At 50.6% G+C, this 18086-nt stretch carries 13 protein-coding genes and 4 pseudogenes; 10 read left to right on the plus strand and 7 right to left on the minus strand.

What is annotated here, in order from left to right; genetic code table 11:
* Positions 1-80: 80 nt before the first annotated feature.
* From JK231_RS24450 to JK231_RS24460, 3 genes are read right to left on the minus strand one after another with little or no spacing between them, the layout of a single operon-like run.
* Positions 81-464 (minus strand): VOC family protein, encoded by a 384-nt coding sequence (locus tag JK231_RS24450; protein WP_211729834.1) that lies wholly within the window; start codon positions 462-464, stop codon positions 81-83.
* A 52-nt stretch (positions 465-516) separates the two neighbouring features.
* Positions 517-1632 (minus strand): S-(hydroxymethyl)glutathione dehydrogenase/class III alcohol dehydrogenase, encoded by a 1116-nt coding sequence (locus JK231_RS24455; protein WP_211729835.1) that lies wholly within the window; start codon positions 1630-1632, stop codon positions 517-519.
* Between the two features lie 60 nt (positions 1633-1692).
* Positions 1693-2823: an aminotransferase class V-fold PLP-dependent enzyme gene (locus JK231_RS24460; RefSeq protein ID WP_211729836.1), complete on the minus strand. Its 1131-nt coding sequence runs from the start codon at positions 2821-2823 to the stop codon at positions 1693-1695.
* Between the two features lie 706 nt (positions 2824-3529).
* On the opposite strand from JK231_RS24460, the gene JK231_RS24465 reads away from it, so the two are divergent.
* Both JK231_RS24465 and aspA read left to right on the plus strand, forming a co-directional pair.
* Positions 3530-4861: a dicarboxylate/amino acid:cation symporter gene (locus JK231_RS24465; protein WP_211729837.1), complete on the plus strand. Its 1332-nt coding sequence runs from the start codon at positions 3530-3532 to the stop codon at positions 4859-4861.
* A gap of 13 nt (positions 4862-4874) precedes the next feature.
* Positions 4875-6290 carry an aspartate ammonia-lyase gene (aspA, locus tag JK231_RS24470; protein ID WP_211729838.1) on the plus strand — a complete coding sequence of 472 codons (1416 nt, stop codon included), beginning with the start codon at positions 4875-4877 and terminating at the stop codon, positions 6288-6290.
* 146 nt (positions 6291-6436) lie between these two features.
* On the opposite strand, the pseudogene JK231_RS24475 reads toward aspA, so the two are convergent.
* Positions 6437-6580 (minus strand): annotated as a pseudogene (locus JK231_RS24475) (zinc ribbon domain-containing protein); the annotation flags it as partial.
* Positions 6581-7633: 1053 nt separating this feature from the next.
* On the opposite strand from JK231_RS24475, the gene JK231_RS24480 reads away from it, so the two are divergent.
* The 8 genes and pseudogenes from JK231_RS24480 to JK231_RS24515 form a co-directional block, all read left to right on the plus strand.
* Complete coding sequence (locus tag JK231_RS24480) at positions 7634-8515, plus strand: NAD(P)-dependent oxidoreductase (RefSeq protein ID WP_211729840.1); 882 nt, start codon at positions 7634-7636, stop codon at positions 8513-8515.
* A gap of 8 nt (positions 8516-8523) precedes the next feature.
* The gene (locus tag JK231_RS24485; RefSeq protein WP_211729841.1) at positions 8524-10011 is read left to right on the plus strand and encodes an aldehyde dehydrogenase family protein; all 1488 of its coding nucleotides are present in this window, start codon (positions 8524-8526) and stop codon (positions 10009-10011) included.
* 54 nt (positions 10012-10065) lie between these two features.
* Positions 10066-11391, plus strand: coding sequence for an MFS transporter (locus tag JK231_RS24490; protein ID WP_211729842.1), 1326 nt, complete (start codon positions 10066-10068; stop codon positions 11389-11391).
* Positions 11388-12392 carry a glutamate cyclase domain-containing protein gene (locus tag JK231_RS24495; RefSeq protein ID WP_211729843.1) on the plus strand — a complete coding sequence of 335 codons (1005 nt, stop codon included), beginning with the start codon at positions 11388-11390 and terminating at the stop codon, positions 12390-12392. Before JK231_RS24490 ends, JK231_RS24495 begins: the two co-directional genes overlap by 4 nt.
* Before the next feature lie 24 nt (positions 12393-12416).
* Complete coding sequence (locus JK231_RS24500; protein WP_211729844.1) at positions 12417-13718, plus strand: hypothetical protein; 1302 nt, start codon at positions 12417-12419, stop codon at positions 13716-13718.
* Complete coding sequence (locus JK231_RS24505) at positions 13715-14722, plus strand: glutamate cyclase domain-containing protein (protein ID WP_211729845.1); 1008 nt, start codon at positions 13715-13717, stop codon at positions 14720-14722. Before JK231_RS24500 ends, JK231_RS24505 begins: the two co-directional genes overlap by 4 nt.
* A 47-nt stretch (positions 14723-14769) precedes the next feature.
* Positions 14770-15678, plus strand: a complete 909-nt coding sequence (locus tag JK231_RS24510) for a LysR family transcriptional regulator (RefSeq protein WP_211729846.1) — start codon at positions 14770-14772, stop codon at positions 15676-15678.
* A 70-nt stretch (positions 15679-15748) separates the two neighbouring features.
* Positions 15749-16833 (plus strand): annotated as a pseudogene (locus tag JK231_RS24515) (Glu/Leu/Phe/Val dehydrogenase); the annotation flags it as partial.
* A gap of 498 nt (positions 16834-17331) precedes the next feature.
* On the opposite strand, the pseudogene JK231_RS24520 reads toward JK231_RS24515, so the two are convergent.
* The 3 genes and pseudogenes from JK231_RS24520 to JK231_RS25595 all read right to left on the minus strand — a co-directional run.
* A pseudogene (locus JK231_RS24520) lies at positions 17332-17598 on the minus strand (integrase core domain-containing protein); the annotation flags it as partial.
* On the minus strand, positions 17591-17746 hold the full coding sequence (locus JK231_RS25815) for a transposase (protein WP_211729847.1): 156 nt from the start codon (positions 17744-17746) through the stop codon (positions 17591-17593). The pseudogene JK231_RS24520 and the gene JK231_RS25815, both read right to left, overlap by 8 nt.
* A gap of 140 nt (positions 17747-17886) precedes the next feature.
* A pseudogene (locus tag JK231_RS25595) lies at positions 17887-18086 on the minus strand (serine recombinase); the annotation flags it as partial.

Below are 18086 nucleotides of genomic sequence, written 5' to 3' on the forward strand. Positions count from 1 at the left end.
GCCTGCGGGGAGGTGGCTGAAAACCCGGCCTTTCCGGCACCTGCAACGGTGAGGTGATAAGCTAGGTTTATCAGTCGAGATTATTCTGCGCTGAAGCAGTACACCGCCAGCTTGTTACCGTCCAGATCGCGAGCGTATGACGCGTAGGCATTTTCTGCCCAGCCGCGCGGGCCCGGCTGGCCTTCGTCTTTACCACCAAGCGCCAGCGCAGCCGCGTGGAATTCTTCAACCGCTTTACGGTTTGGCGCAGTGAAGCTGACGGTCACACCGTTGCCGACCGAAGCAGGCTGGCCGTTAGCAGGCTTCAGTACGAAGAATGAAGGCTTGTCTTCACCCCAGATTGAACCGTTTTCACCGAGATCGGTGATACGGCCGTAGCCGAGCTTTGCCAGCACCACGTCGTAAAACTCGCGGGCTTTATTCAGATCGTTGGTACCAACAGTAACGTGCGTATAAATTGACATTTTGTATCCTTTTGTTTTGAGCACCGGGGGCTGGTGCATAAGGTGAACTGAATCAGAAATGAATAACGGTTCTGATGCTTTTACCTTCATGCATCAGATCGAATGCCTGGTTTATTTCATTCAGCGGAAGGTTATGCGTAATGAACGAATCCAGCGGGATAAGGCCTTTGATAGCGTTATCTACAAACGACGGCAGTTGGCTGCGGCCTTTAACACCGCCGAACGCCGAGCCTCGCCATACGCGACCGGTCACCAGCTGGAAAGGGCGAGTACTGATTTCAGCGCCCGCCGGTGCTACACCGATGATGATGGATTCGCCCCAGCCCTTGTGACAGCATTCAAGCGCTGCGCGCATAAGCTTGACGTTCCCGATGCATTCAAAGGAGTAGTCAACGCCGCCGTCGGTCAGTTCCACAATGACATCCTGAATCGGACGCTCGTGCTCAGCCGGATTGATAACGTCCGTTGCTCCCAGCTCTTGTGCTAACGCAAATTTTGACGGATTAATATCAATCGCGATAATCCGTGAAGCTTTCGCCATTTTTGCGCCAATGATAGCTGCCAGCCCTATGCCACCCAGACCAAAGACGGCGACGGTTTCGCCTTCTTTCACCTTTGCGGTGTTAAGCACGGCACCAATACCGGTGGTAACGCCACATCCCAGCAGGCAGATTTTTTCAAGAGGCGCATCCGCTGGTACTTTGGCGAGCGAAATTTCCGGTACCACGGTGTACTCAGAAAACGTCGAGGTTCCCATATAGTGGTAAATCGGTTCGCCTTTATATGAGAAGCGCGTGGTGCCATCCGGCATCAGGCCCTTACCCTGGGTGGTGCGGATTGCCTGGCAAAGATTGGTTTTACCTGAGAGGCAGAACTTGCACTTACCACATTCCGGGGTGTAGAGCGGAATAACATGGTCGCCCACTGAGACAGAAGTGACGCCTTCCCCGATCGCTTCTACAATCCCGCCACCTTCATGTCCCAGAATGGCGGGGAAAATTCCTTCCGGATCCACACCTGACAGCGTGTATGCGTCGGTATGGCAGACGCCGGTGGCAACAATGCGAACCAAAACCTCGCCCGCTTTTGGCGGCTCGACGTCAACCTCAACCAGTTGAAGCGGTTCATTAGGCGCGAAGGCTACGGCAGCGCGTGATTTTATTGTCATGACTTTCAGCTCCAGAAACTCAGATACGCCGGGCTGTTGTTTACCCGGCGCGCAGAACACTTAAAGATTTTTTTCGAGGACTTCGGCAAACGCATCAACGTCATCAGCAGTGTTAAACAGGGCGAAGGAGATGCGCACGCCGTCACGCTCGGGCGAAACGCGGACGTTATGTTTGGCGAAGTAAGGAACCCACTTATCTGCATCCAGGCAGATAACGTAGATGTGCGGTGCGCGGTTTTCACGGTCGCGCGGCCCGACCAGACCCACGCCAAGACGATCCAGATGACCCAGCAGGCGGTCACCCAGGCCATACAGATGAGCTTCAATGTTACCAATGCCAGCGCTTTCGATCAGGTCAATCGCTGCGCCCAGGGCTGTAATGGTAGGGAGGTTATAATTGCCTACTTCAAAACGGCTTGCACTGGACTTGAGTGCCATATTTTCGCGGGTAGCGATAAAATCTGATGGCGGATTCTCCAGGCTTGCTGCAGCCATGAAAGTTGGCACAAGATTTTCCACATCTTTGCTGATGTAGAGGATACCCAGTCCCTGAGGGACCAGCAGACCTTTATGCGATCCGCAGACCATAATGGAAACGCCGATTTGTTTCAGGTCAATCGGCGTGACGCCGACGCTCTGCATCGCGTCAACAATTAGCAGAATGCCCTTTTGCTTACAGAAGGCAGCGATATTCTCAATATCAAATTTGTGACCGGCGTGGAACGTGATGTGCGACAGGGAAATTGCGCGGGTACGAGCGTCAATGGCATCCTTAAAGGAGTCCGCATTGACAATCTCGGTCATGGGCAGGAAGCGAATTTCCACCCCTTTTTTCTCAATATTCAGGAATGCGTAGGTGTTGTTCGGATGGTCACCTTGCAGCATCAGCACGTTATCACCCGCAGTTAACGGCAGCGCGTTGGCAATGATGTTACAACCTTCGGAAGTGTTTTTGGTGAATGCAATTTCCGACGCGGAAACGCCAAAGAAACCTGCCACTTTCGCGCGGACAGCTTCCAGACGATCCATCCAGACTGACTTCGGTCCACCGTGGTAGAGGCTCTCTTCCAGGAAGCCTTCCACAGCTTCTTTCACGTCAAGCGACAGCGGCGATTGCAAGCCTGAATCCAGATACAGATACTGCTGCGTTACCGGGAACTTGGCACGAACTGCATTTACGTCATAACCCATCTCAACACCTCTTCAATTAATCGGATATCACATCAGGGAGTTTTTTCCACGAAAAGCCGTTTGCTACCGCAGCGGGTTCATACGTTGTTAACTGCCCATCCCTGAAATGAGGATAATGATAACTCGCGTTCAAATCAATATTCGGTACTTTTAGTTCCGTTAATATCAATTATCAAGAGTTTAAAAAAAGCGAATTTATTTCAATAAATTCATTATATTAAGTTAAAATTTAATGAATTTTTTTCTATGTGATTAATTTCGGTTACTTACATTGCACCCATAGAACGCCCCAATTTAGAGCAATCGCACCATAATGATGATTTTATTTAACTACATGATGTAAATAAATTTATTCACTGTATTTCAAATAAATAACGCATCAGTCCTTGTTTAAATTGACACCCCTTTTTTTTATGTCCAGATTATTGGCTCCAGATGCATGAGTGATGTGATATTAGTTCCATTAATTTTAGAAAATTGTTCCATATATTGTAATTTTGAGTGGAATCACATTTCTGATGCAACATTGTTAGTAGGTTGTTAACCACGACAGTCGCGTTTAACGCATTTCTGATGATGAAAAATGAATGTCAGCATCGTGCGGGAGCAGCCTTATCTGAGGTTGGGGGCGGTGTAAAAGTGCGGATCAGTAAACTGTTACCGATTTGTATCCTGGCTCTCCAACAAACACCATGCAGAGGTTTAGATGAACAAAAAGAGTTTATTCAAACAGATAGCCGTAGCCATTGTTCTCGGGATGTTGTCAGGATGGGCGCTACATAACTATGCCGGCTCGCCTGAGCACGCAAAAGAAATCGCTTCTTATTTCGACCTGGTCACTGATATCTTTCTGCGGCTGATCAAAATGATTGTTGCGCCACTCATCTTCGCTACGCTGGTGTCCGGCTTAGCAGCGATGAGTGAAGCCGGAACGGTTGGCCGTATTACGCTGAAAGCTCTGACATGGTTCATCACCGCCTCGCTGATTTCTCTCTTAATCGGTATGGGACTGGCCAATCTTTTTGAACCGGGAAAGGGGCTGAATCTGGTCAGCGAAGCCCATCAACACGTGCAAACCGGCCTGAATACCAACGGCTTCTCACTGAAAACGTTTATTACTCACGTGTTCCCTCGCAGCATCACTGAGGCAATGGCGAATAATGAAATCCTGCAGATTCTGGTTTTTTCACTGTTCTTTGGTTCGGCTCTTGCCTGGCTTGCTACACAGTCGGAAGGAAAATCTACCATTGTTTCCATGGTCAACGAGCTGGCTAAAGTCATGTTCCGTATTACCGACTACGTGATGTGCCTTGCACCGGTTGCTGTATTTACCGCGCTGACGTCGGCAATCACAGTGGAAGGGCTTGGCCTGCTGGTTGATTACGGCAAGCTTATCGGGCTCTTCTATCTGGGTCTGCTTATCCTCTGGAGCATTCTGTTCGCGATTGGCTACTACTTCCTGGGCAAATCTGTATTCCGCCTGGCTGACCTGATCCGCGCACCACTGATGCTCGCCTTTGCCACATCAAGCAGCGAATCCGCCTACCCCAAGACAATGGAGGCGCTGGATAAGTTTGGCGTGCCACGCAAAATCACCAGCTTTGTACTGCCGCTGGGATACTCGTTTAACCTTGACGGCTCAATGATGTACCAGTCATTTGCCATCCTGTTTATCGCTCAGGCTTACAACATCGACCTGAGCTTTACCCAGCAGGTGATTATTCTTCTAACATTAATGCTGACCAGCAAAGGCACCGCAGGTGTGGCACGTGCCTCGGTTGTAGTCGTGGCTGCAACTATCCCGATGTTCAACCTGCCTGAGGCTGGAATATTGCTCATACTCGGTATTGACCAGTTCATGGACATGGGACGTACCGCCACCAACGTTATTGGCAACAGCATCTCAACTGCCGTTATTGCAAATAATGAAAGAAAAATGTCTGCAGCTACGGCAACCGATGCAAATCCGAGGGTCAGCACAACTCCTACCCCTGACTCAGGCAATGCTGCGCCGAGTCTGTCTCAAAAATCTGTTTAAGGCGGACGACTGAATGCAAACTGTAACGCGTAGAGAAGAAGACCTGCTGGGCTTCAAGCAGATCCCGGATGAGTTTTACTACGGGATCCATACCCAGAGGGCAAAAGAAAATTTCCGCATCAGCAACTCCAGAATCAGCGACTTCCCTGAGTTCATCAGGGGAATGGTCTACGTCAAGAAAGCCGCAGCGATGGCAAACAGAAACCTCGGGCTGTTGAGTGAAGATATCGCACATGCCATTGTCTTTGCCTGTGATGAGATTCTGACAGGTAATCGCTATCTGGATCAGTTCCCGGTAGACGTCTTCCAGGGTGGGGCAGGTACATCACTGAACATGAACGTAAATGAAGTGATTGCTAACGTTGCACTTGAATTCATGGGTCTGCCGAAAGGCAGCTATGACGTTATCAACCCAAACGATCACGTTAACAAAAGCCAGTCGACCAATGACGCTTATCCGACCGGATTCCGTTTAGCTATTTATCGGGAAACTGAAAAGCTCCTTTCCGCAGTAGACGCTTTGCGGGAAGCATTCAGAGAGAAGTCAGTTGAATTCCGTCACGTGATAAAGATGGGACGAACACAGCTTCAGGATGCCGTCCCCATGACGTTAGGTCAGGAGTTCTTCGCTTACCATACGGCTCTCAAAGAAGAGTGCAAAACGATTTACTATGCTGCTCAGCTGCTGCTTGAGGTTAACATCGGAGCGACAGCAATTGGCACAGGCGTTAACGCACTGCCGGGTTATCAGATGCTTGCCGTTAAAAACCTGTGTGAGCTGACGGGCCTACCCATAGTTGCTTCGGAGGATCTTATTGAAGCCACGTCTGACTGCGGGGCGTACGTTCTGCTGCAGAGCACTTTGAAGCGTCTGGCTATTAAGCTCTCTAAAATCTGTAATGATCTCAGAATACTGTCGTCAGGTCCCCGTGCCGGGCTGAACGAGATAAACCTGCCTGAAATGCAGGCAGGGTCATCAATCATGCCAGGCAAGGTTAATCCAGTGATACCTGAAGTAGTAAACCAGGTCTGCTTCAAGGTCATCGGGAATGAGCTCTGTGTCAGCCTGGCCGCTGAGGCTGGACAGCTACAGCTGAACGTAATGGAGCCTGTTATCGGCCAGGCTATGTTCGAGTCCCTGCACATACTCAGAAAAGCGATGGACAACCTGCGTGAGGACTGCATCTCAGGTATTACTGCAAATGAGACAGTGTGTCATGATTACGTGATGAACTCGATTGGGATTGTCACGCTGCTCAATCCTTATATCGGTCACCACCATGGTGACGAAGTCAGCAGACTCTGCCGTACAACAGGGAAGAGCGTTCGCGAAGTTGTTATTGAGAAAGGGCTGATGAAAGCAGAAGAGCTGGACAGAATTCTGGCTTTCCAGGTGGTTCTTCCCGCCGAAAATAAACTGATAAACTAACATGTCAAGCAGTCATGAGCAGGACCATTGTTAACTGAGCTTGATAACTACTCCCCGTCCTGCCGGGCGGAGCTACTCATTTTGTAGACTTCAACCGTCTGTATGGCGGATTTTCGCTGACCTCCATGGACAGATTGCACAACGAGTCACGCCGCACATAATTTAAGTATTACTTACTGTCGTATACTGATGGCCGCATTGATATCTTGGTCATGTTCAACTCCGCATTCGGGATATTGCCAGATACGCTTTTTCAGTGTAATTCCCGACCTTTTGTGACCACCGCAGTGAGGCTTTTCGGGCAGATGGATCACGCTCATAGGCGTTAATCAGGGTCTGCGTTTTTGCTCCTTCGCTATACGAGACTAACGCAGATAACTTCTTGAGCAGATAATGAGCCTCCCTGCAGGCGTACCAGCCCCCTAACTTCTGAGCGGGGTCACTCTGCTATATGTAAGAAGCACTTTCGCAGATAAGGACAGCAACGGGTAAAACACCGGATGATGAAAATATTGCCCGAATGTCACCACTGATATACATGGGCATATCAATATGCTTGTGCATTGTTCGTTTAGATCTCCGGAGGAGATCCTGAAGGGAGAATTTCGGTCAATTAAACATCAATTGATACAATGAATTATCATCTTATCGTGTCCTTTTACATCATTGACCTTCAACTGAACAAGGTAGCGTAGTTGCAGATGATGGCTGAATTTCTTTATCTGTGAGATGTCCTCTGAATATTCAGACAGGCTGTGGCCCATAACGAACGTGTATAGCTCATAGCCCTGCTTCACATATTCCAGATGCTCCAGCGGCTGCACGTATCCTGGCTGGCGGTGTTGTTTCCCATCACGCGAAACGAACTCCCGGGGGTACGTAATATAACTTCACGTTCTTCTCACGCTTCCGTGTCCCATGTACCGTAGATGCCCTCCATAACCGGTGATGCCATCATTAACTGGCCTTTTTGCTTAATCAGTGTTGCCGCGTTTTCTGCTCTTTGATTTGAAATCAGCTATTGTCATGCCGGGAAACCATCTCGCCTCTGCAAATGTAATGTGCTGAAGCTCAAAAAATTGAAACGCCACTCTTTGCACCAAAACGGTGCTTTGAGCCAATATTTTTTATGATTTACATTTTACACTGCGGTTACAAGCGCACTAAATCAATGCAACCTCCTTCCATTGTCGATCAGTAAGTTTTCCTTTCAATCGCTGTAAAAATATACAACTTTTTTTTTCCATTACCCCACGCAATAGTCAGTCCATCCCCAGTTTTTGACTGGTAAAACGCGGCACTTTAGAACAAAAGCACCGCACTCTGTATTCCGTGAGGTAACGATGAAAATTGCATTTATTGGTGTAGGTCGTATGGGTTCTCGCATGGCATCCCGCTTGCTGGAGGCGGGGCATGACCTCAGTGTTTATGATCCTTACACCCCGGCGATGGATGGGTTGAAGCAGCAGGGTGCTTTGGCTGCAGGTAACCCAGCTGAGGCGGCTGAAGGTGCAGAGATTATTATGCTCAGCCTTCCGTCACCTTCAACCTTCGCCGATGCTGTCATCGGTGAAACCGGCGTGCTCACCAAAGTGTCTCCGGGTGCAATCGTGATTGATTTCAGTACGGTCGATCCTGCAACCACCAAAGACATTGCCGCTCAGTGTGCGCGCAAAAACGTCTACTTCCTCGATTCGCCGGTGAGCGGCGGTGTAGCCGGTGCCGCTTCAGGCAACCTGGTTCTGATGATTGGTGGCAGCGAAGAGATCATTGAACGCGCCCGTTCGGTTCTGTCCGTGCTGTCTTCACGCATCGTCCACTGCGGTGATACAGGTGCAGGTCAGCTGACCAAGTTAAGTCATAACCTGCTGACAGCCATTAACACCATTGCACTGGGTGAAGTTCTGTCCGTGAGCGTGAAAGCGGGTGCCGACCTGAACGTATTATGTGAAGTCTTCTCAGCCGGTCTTGCTGGCAGCAAAATGCTTGATTACCTGCCAAAGACACTGTTCACCGAAGAACGCCCTGCAAACTTTGCCATCGACCTGATGCACAAAGATATCTCCCTGTGCCTGAAAGAGTTCTCCAATTACTCCATGCCAGTGGGCCAGCTGGTCATGCAGATCTACAACGCCGCCCGCCAGAAAGGTCTGGGTAGTAAAGATTCCACCAGTGTCATCGAGCTTTATGAAGAGCTGGTCAACCTTCGTCTTGCACAGAACTAAGGAAAAAAATGAGCAACGTAAACCACACACTTAGTCTTCCGTCAGCTGGCAAGACAGGCCTGTTCTTTGGCGGTGCATGGCAGTCACCGGCTGAAGGCCAGTCCCTCTCAGTCATCAACCCGTGCTTTCGCAGCGAGATCATCAAAATCGGTGCAAGCCAGGCCGTAGACGTTGACCGCGCAATCGCTTCCGCGAAAGCCGCATTTCCAACCTGGCGCCGTCTGGCGGCCCGCGCGCGTGGCGCCATGCTGATTGAGCTGGGTAACCGTATTACTGCTAACTGTGAAGAAATCGCCCGCGTGCTTGCAGCGGAAACCGGTAATGCACTGCGTACGCAGAGCCGCCCGGAAACTCAGAGCGCGGCAGAAGTACTGCGTTACTACGGCGGCGTCATTGCTGAACAAAAAGGGGAAACCCTGCCGCTGGGTCCGGGCCTGTTCAGTTACACCACCCGAGAACCGCTGGGCGTTGTCGGCGCAATCATTCCATGGAACTCACCTCTGGTGCTCGCAGCCGTCAAGATCGGTATGGCTCTGGGAACGGGCAACACTCTAGTGCTCAAACCTGCTGAAGATGCTCCGCTTGCAGTATTAAAAGTTGCAGAGCTTGCAGCGGATATTTTCCCGGCTGGCGTATTCAACGTTGTCACCGGTACCGGTCTGGATGCAGGCGCGCCTCTCTCCACGCACGACGACGTCGCAAAAGTGTCTTTCACGGGTTCACTCGAAGTTGGCCAGCTTGTTGCACATGCTGTAGCAGATCGTATTGGTCGCGCCACACTGGAGCTAGGTGGCAAAAGTCCCTGCATCGTCTTCGCCGATGCCGCCTCACCAGCGCACCTGGATAACACGGTTAATGGCGTTATCGCAGCAATGCGCTTTGCCCGCCAGGGTCAGTCCTGTACTGCCGGTTCACGCTTGTATGTGCACAAGAGCGTATGGAATGAAGTGATGCCACGTGTGGTCGCAAAACTGCGTGAAATGAAAATTGGCGATGCGCTGGATGAGCAAACCGACATTGGCGCCCTCATCAACGCTGAGCGTTATAACGAAGTGTGCGCCTTTATTAAGGAAGCGTTCGATCAAGGCGCTGAAGTGTTACTGGGTGACGTCCCGCCACCGGTAGAAGACGCATCAGGCTTTATGCCTTCACCTGTAGTGCTGGCAGGAATTGATAACAGCTGGCGCGTCTGCAAAGAGGAAATTTTTGGCCCGGTTCTGGTGGCGATTCCTTTTGAAACGGAAGAAGAAGTCATTCGCATGGCTAACGATACCGTTTATGGTCTGGCCGCATACGTGTTCACCCAAGACATAACCGCAGCGTTCCGCGTCACTGAACAGATTGATGCTGGCTGGTTGCAGGTTAATCGTGCTGGCGGCCAGATCCCTGGTATGTCTTACGGCGGCGCAAAACGCAGCGGTATTGGCGCTGAGTATTCGATTGAAAGCGCCCTGGAAAGTTACACATCACGGAAGAGCGTGACTATCAACGTCTAATTAAAACTAATAAAGGGCACATCCTGCGTGTGCCCACTCCATCGGGGGTAAAACATGAGCCAGAATATTCAAGCCGACGCATCACATACCAAAACGCGTTCCGCCGCAATTTCCAAAACCTCAGTTAAAGCAGCCTGGGGGTCATTCATCGGAACGACGATAGAATGGTACGACTACTTTATCTATGGTACTGCTGCCGCTCTGGTATTTCCGCACGTATTCTTTACCAACCTGACACCTGCTATGGCAACGCTGATGTCCATGATCTCCTTCTCTGTGGCATTTGTCGTACGTCCTATCGGTGGGATGGTAATTGGTCATTTTGGCGACCGTATGGGTCGTAAAAAATTGCTGGTCTTCACCTTAATGGTCATGGGCCTGTGTACTGCAGCGATTGGGTTCCTTCCTTCATACGATCAGGGCGGTTATATCGGTCCGATTCTGTTAATCGTTTTGCGCATCATTCAGGGCTTCGCTCTGGGCGGCGAATGGGGTGGTGCAGCGCTGATGTCCGTTGAGCATGCTCCAAAAGGGCGTCGCGGCCTATGGGGGAGCACCATGCAAATGGGAGTACCTGCAGGTTTACTGGTATCCGCATACGCATTTGCTATGGTCTCATCACTGCCGGACGAACAGTTCTATGGCTGGGCATGGCGTATTCCATTTATCTTTAGTCTGGCACTGCTGGGTGTTGGTCTGTACATCCGTATGCAGGTCAGTGAACCAGAAGCGTTTGAAGAAATCGCTCGCAAAGGCGAAGTTGAAAAAGCACCTTTGATGAAGGTGGTTAAACACGAGAAGAAAAAAACCATCGTCATGGCCTTTTTCCAGACCGTAGCAAACGTTGGCTATTTCCTGATCACTGTTTATTCGCTGAGTTACATTACAGAGCATCTTCATATTCCGCGCAGTGTCGCATCCAATGCCTTACTGATAGCGGCTACAGTAGACCTCTTTATGCAGCCCGTATTTGGATGGTTGTCTGATAAAGTTGGCCGTAAAGTAGTGTATGGGTTTGGTGCGCTGTTCTTCGCCTGCTACGCCTTCCCGTTTTTTGCCTTGCTCAACACCGCCGATCCGGTTTACATCACCATTGCCCTGAGTCTCGGCCTGGGATTAGGCCATGCTTCCACCGGCTCCCTGCACGGGGTCATTTATGCTGAGCAGTATCCGACCAAGTACCGCTTCAGCGGCGCATCAACCGCTTACCAGCTGTCGGGTATTGTTTCCAGTGCGCCAACACCCATCATCGCGGCCTGGCTGATTACTTCCACAGGAAGTACGTCAGCGGTTTCATGGTTTGTTATTGCAGCAGCAGCCATCACCATGTTCTGCATCTTCCTGACCAAAGAAACCTATAAGATTGATATCAATAAATGATGACGCCAACTCACCATGAGCTGCTTGTAGGAGAGCGCATTGACCAGCTCATGTCGCTGGAGATGCGTCCACTGAGAGGAAAAGGCCTGCCCTCCGGCTACGTCAGTCAGCTTTACAGGATATGTCGTGAGCATCATGGCGAACCGTTAGCGATGCTGGCAGCGAAAAAACTGGCCGCTGTTCTGTCTGAAGGAAAAGTGGTGGTCATTGCAACGGGCGCGGGGATTGCACCTAACCTGCCATCGGGTGAAACCGATGGACCACCGGGGGCTCTCGCTCTGGCCAGAACACTTGCCGAAGGATTTGGCTGCCACGTAGTGATTGCAACGGAGCATGACCATTTATCACCTGTCGATGCTTGCCGCCGCGTAATACAGAGCCGGCTTAAAGGAGCGGGTTCCATCAGCGGAATTTCCTTCGCGAAAGGAAAAGCTGAAGGTATGAAAAAGTGTGAAGACATTTTCTCCAGCCTTAATCCCGTAGCCATCATTTTTGTTGAGCGCGATGGGCCGAATGCGGAAGGGTACTTTCATGGTGTCAGGGGGGACTTCCGAACGCCTGACCAAGTGGGGCATTTGTATCTTCTGGCCGATATAGCACACCAGAAACAGGTGCTGACGATTGGTATTGGAGATGGCGGAAATGAAATCGGGTTCGGTGCTGTCAGGGATCAGGTAGCGTTAGCGCATCCGTATGGCGCCAAGTCCCACGGAGACTTCCCATCCGGGGTTATAACCATCACGCGCACTGATGTCGTGGTGGCAAGCTCGGTCTCAAACTGGGGGGCTTATTCGGTGGCTGCAGCATTGGCTTGGTTACTTAAACGTCTTGATCTCACACACACACCTGAGTGTGAAAATGCACTTATTGCAGCCTGTGTTGCTGCAGGTGCGAGAGATGGCGCAACCTCACTACAGGAAGAGGCTGTAGACGGTATCGACCTGAAAACACATATGGCCTTTACGCGCATGCTTGGCAGCATTATCAGCATCTCACTGTAATCAACATTTAGCAGGAAAACGTTCATGAAACTCATCGAAAAAGAGGGAAACCGTTTGGTTCCCAGAGACAGCTTTGGATTTGAGATCGATCCGGTTGTCAGTTTTGCGCGTGGAAGCATCATTCGCAGCAGTACTGATGAGGCCCGCCGGCTTCGGCATGGTCAGGCTGTTGCGGCGAAACGCGTCAAGGAACTAGGAGCAGATTCAATTGGCATTTTTACGGGTAATCAACGCGATTATCTAGTGAAGCCGGAAGATCTGAATACGGCCTGCGAAGAATGGGTCGGGCCGGGTCTGGTTGCAGATCGCCTGACCGCACTCGCGCTGGATCATCTTGGTGGCGGCGACGGTGACAGTGTAGCCACTTTCAACCGCACCAGCGCGGCCATTGTTTCCGTCATCGCCGCGCTGGCTGCAGACAAGCCTGTTGTCTCGATTGTACCGCCTGGTGGTCGTTCACATGCATCAGTAATCCGGGGTTCAAAGCTCGCGGGCGTTAAAGCCATTGAAATCCAAGGAAACGCGCAATGGCGTGTCGCCATTGAACTTAATCACCCTGCCTTGGTTGTGATCACAACTGTCACCAGCAGCCTGGAGCGGATGGATGATGAGATAACGCAGGACATCGTTAATCATTGTCGCAAGAGCGGTGTCATCGTGTTTCTGGATGAAGCTTACGGCGCGCGCCTGCGCACTGTGCTGCATGGGGGGATCAAGAGCCTTGCATTTGGGGCAGATCTGACCGTCACCAACTGTGATAAAGCCGGGCTGCCTGGCCCGAGAGCAGGCATTCTGGCCGGCAAAAAGCAACTTATCGCGGCGGCAGCGGCAAAAGGTGCCGAGTATGGAATGGAGGCACGCGCGCCGATCACAGCAGGGGTCGTTCGTTCGCTGGAACATTACGATCCAGCTCACCTGTTGCAGGAAGCCGATGCAGGACAGGCCCTGGCGGCAGGACTCCGTACGCTATTAGGCGATTGCGTTAAAACCAGTGATTTGGGACCGATGGTGCATGAGGACCAGGTGCTTGAAATCATCCTTAAACGCGCGGGTATTTCTCATAGTGACAATCACATCGTGCCGAGTGAAGCCACCGCCGCGCTGGGGATGATCCTGCTGCGCGACTACGGCATTTTGACTGTTAACACTCATGGCCAACCCGGAGCTCGTGTTTCATTGCGTCTTAAACCGGCATCGAATGCCATTGATCGTGTCGGCGGCAGTGAAGCCATTATGAAAGCGGTCGATGCATCGCTGGATAAAGTCGCGGCGCTGATCGGTGATAAAGATGCCATGGCTCAATTAATTTTAGGGGAGTCTGTATGAGTTCAATAAATGCATTTGACAATCGTCTTGATCAGCTTATCTCACTGGATCTTGGCGGACGTGGCGTTGAGCAGCTGTTTGCCAGCGCAAGAGAGCAAATTGGTAAGCCACTGGCAGGTGCCGCAGCCGATGCGTTACTGGCGGTAAAACCTGGCGATAACGTGATTGTTACCACGGGCTCGGTATCACGTGCCTGGCTTTCTCCAACGATTGGTGAAAACGATGGTCCTGCCGGACTCGCCGCTGTCGTCCGGGCGCTGGTTCTGGCCAGAAACGCCAACTGCACCGTGCTGATTGAGGAAACGCTGCGCGGTCCGATGGAAGCGATACTGACCGAAGCAGGCCTGACCGTATTGCCATACTGGCAGGTTGTACAGGCTAACAAAGACAAGAGTCTGGCTACCGTCTGCGTGGAATCCTTCCCGGTTACAGATGAAGAGGCCCCCAAAGCCGCGAACGAGCTGCTGGACTCCCGCCAGCCATCCCTGCTCTTCTCAACCGAACGCGTTGGACGCAATAAAAACGGCATCTATTACAGCATGCGGGGCATCAACTACGGTATGGAGCGAGCCCGAATTGACTTTGTGTTCGATGAAGCGCTGAGCCGGGGTATCCCGACAGTTGCAGTCGGTGACGGCGGAAACGAGATTGGCATGGGACTGGTTAATGACGCCGTGCAGAAAGCCGTGAAGTTCGGCAATGATGGAGCATGCGAATGCGGGGGTGGCATTGGCGCAGTAACACCAGCAGACGTGCTCGTAACGGCGGCGTGCTCTAACTGGGGCTGCTATGCCATTGTGGCCGCAATGGCAGCGCGTGAGAAAAATGCACGCCTGTTGCATACTCCTGAAATGGAAGGTCGCCTTCTCCGCCGTGGCGTTAACGTTGGACTGATTAACTCGGTAGAGGGTATTACCGACGCTAACGTAGACGGGATCCCCTTTGAATCTCATCTGGCGGTCACTCAACTCATCAACACCGTGGTCCGTACGCTGCTGAACTGAAGACTGTTGCAGACAAGGGCGACCAAAAGAATATTACAGGAACTGAAATGCTGAATCTGGGTCGCCTCCATCTGCTGTCAGAACTCTCTGTTCTGGGCACGATTACCGCAGTCGCGGAAGCCGTTCATCTGACGCGCCCCGCTGTCTCTCAGCAGCTGGCGCAGTTAGAGCAGGAAGCAGAAACCGTCTTATTTGAACGGGTAGGTAAACGTATTGAATTAACACCCGCAGGTAAGCGCATTGTTAAGCAGTCGCATGAGCTATTTCGTATAGTCAATGACATCGAGTCTGAACTGGCGCAAGGCAAGGCAGAAGTCGTTGGCGAAATCAGGCTGGCGACTTTTGGTTCGGCTGGCGTAGGGATTCTGCCCGATGTCATCAAGCAACTGTCAGCAAGCTATCCGCAGTTAACATTAACGGTAGTAGAGTTAGAGCCGGCGGATGCTATTAAAGCCGCAGCGGCAAACCAGGTCGATATCGCTATCATTGATGACATGGTGGATACCGGTCCATTCAGTGAAAAACTCGATTTCTTCCCGCTGTGCTCAGATCAGTTTGTCGTTGTAATGGCAGAGAACCATCGGCTGGCTGGGCGAAAAGTAATACGATTGAAAGAAATGCCGAATGAAAAATGGGCTCTCAATCTGTCAGCCATGCATTATCACTCTTTTTTACTTCGGGCTTTTCATGCCGCAGGGGTAGTCCCGAAAGTCATTGCGAATTATAAAAACTCGGCTGCTGCTTTACATTTAGTTAAACAGACCGACATTATCACATTATTGCCCACGTTGATGTTACATATGGATGATGCTTTAAATGGTCTGACAACCGTAAATATCAGCCCTAATTTAACCAGAAAAGTTTCGATTGCATTACCTAAGGGAATTTCTACGAAACCTTCCGTTAGGGCTGTTTTTGATGCATTAAACGATATCGCTGAAAAAATCACTCACTAACCTTTTTAATTTCAAACGCTCATTTCCATTTAACTGGCAGGGGTTCGTACAACCTAAATCAGGCTATGACATGAAGGCATTAAGTTATGCACCTCACGATGGTAATAATGCATGGGTGATTTATCTTGAGCAAATTAATCGCGTCAGCAATTTCCTCTCCGGTGATGAAGAATAGAACGATGTTTTAACAAGTCCAAAACGTTGCCTTATAGTAGATATTCCACTGCAAATGGATGACGGCAGTATTCAGCATTTTGAGGGTTTCCGTGTTCACCACAACCTTTCACGAGGCCCAAGTAAAGGCGGCGTGCGCTACCATCCGGATGTCACACTGGGCGAAGTCATGGCACTGTCGGCATGGATGAGCGTGAAATGTGCAATTCTGAATCTGCCTTTCGGTGGGGCCAAAGGTGGCGTCCGCGTCGACCCCCGCAAGCTGTCTGAGCGCTAGCTGGAACGTCTAACCCGGCGTTGCACCGCTGAAATCAGCCTGCTAATCGGGCCATAAAAGGATATTCCTGCGCCTGACGTAGGAACCAACAGCAAGGTTATGGCCTGGATGATGGATACTTATTCCGCTATTACCGAATCGACTGTAACCGGGGTTCTTACCGGCAAGCCCGTTCATATCGGTGGAACACTGGGACGCACTGAAGTCACAGGGCGCGGCGTATTCACCACCGGAAAAGCGTTGCAGAAAAGATCGGTCTGACATTTATAAACGCCCGCATCTCAGTACATGGGCTGGGAAATGTTGGCGGTGAAGCCGCAAAACTGTTTTCTGAAGCGGGCTCACTCATGGTAGCCGTTCAGGATCATACTGCCACGCTTTTCAATCAGAACGGAATTGATGTGAATGCCCTGATTGCTTGGTCCGGCGAGCACGGAACGCTGAAAGGGTTTTCTGGGGCAGAAGAACAGAATCACGCTGAATTCTGGTTATGCGAAACGGATATTCTTATCCCTGCAGCCTTTGAAGGCCATATTACCTCTTCGATTGCTGAAGTGCTCACCTGCCGTCTCATTTTGGACGGTGCTAATGGTCCTACGTTGCCGGAAGCTGATGATGTTCTGGCGAAGCGAAACATTTCGCTTATTCCGGATGTGGTATGTAACGTGGAGGGCGTAACCGTAAGCTACTTTGAGTGGGGGCAACTCCACGTTCATCCTTAAAGATTCCGTACTAGAAGCCGTCATTTCAGAATCCTCAACAGGTAGTCCGAAGCGGGCTTTTAACAGAATAAGTTGAAACTCTATTGACCTGACGGGCACCTTAGAAGTGCCCGGATAGACGCATACATTCTCCATGGTCTGTCAGATAGTTATTGACTTTTTTTCCTACGACTACCGCGCCACGTGTGATAGAAAACCCGACGCCTCCGACATAGTTGCCGTTAGATTGCTTACAGTTTTCACTGGTCCCCATTGCTATAGGGATAACGTTGACTACCTCATAATCACGAGAGTCGAAGTAATTATAGATATCCTCAATCTGCTGACTGAATTCATCTAAATCAGGAGCTCTTTCCCCATAAGAGGTTTTTTCTTTGTATCGGAATACGCCCACATTGCGCTTTTCGCTCTGTTTGGAAGCATAAAACCAGGTAGTAATGAATTAGATTTGACCCTATATATCCAGACGCATTTTCTCTCTTACGGTTGTGATAATTTCCTGCGTATAAATTCTCGCGGCGAACGATATCCCAGCGCGCTGTGCGGATGGTGTTCATTGTAATGGCTGAACGCTACTGCCAGATTGATTAACGCCGTCTGGCTGTCCGGTTTAGGCATGATGCTGATGTAATCCCGCTTTATCGTCTTCACGAAGCTCTCTGCTATGCCGTTGCTTTCCGGACTGCGCACTCTTGTCGTGCAGGGTTCCAGCCCCAGCATCCGGGCGAACGCTCGCGTTTCATGAGCCATGCAGGCGGGCGACGTGAGACACGGTCATACCGGGTTCCATTGTCTGCTGAATAATGGCTATTTTTTCCTGCGGTGTACGGCGACGCGTCCGCTCAGGTCCTGATAACACTTCAACCATCTTATTATTCTGACTGGTGTTAAACATAGGTCTAAGACTACCTCTTATTTTAAGAGAGGCGAAGTGTCTGGTGATCTATGGGGCTAGTCTATGAATTTCTTATCCATGCTTAACATCCTTTTATGTAGAAGATTTTTTAGAAATCATGCGGTCTGAACTTATGGAGGTCAATTAGCATGATCTGCCTGTCTGCACACACGAATTACAGTGGCTCTGGAAACGCCAGCGAGCCGGGCCGTTTCATTACTCGATTTCTCCTGAGTGATTCTCAGGTTACGGATCAGCTCATGTTTTGCGAGGTCCGCCACCCTTCCCCGGAATCTGCCCTGCTCGCGGGCTTTAATGATTCCTTCTGCCTGACGACGCC

The organism is Pantoea sp. JGM49 (assembly GCF_018257655.1).
Classification (GTDB): Bacteria; Pseudomonadota; Gammaproteobacteria; order Enterobacterales; family Enterobacteriaceae; genus Pantoea; species Pantoea communis.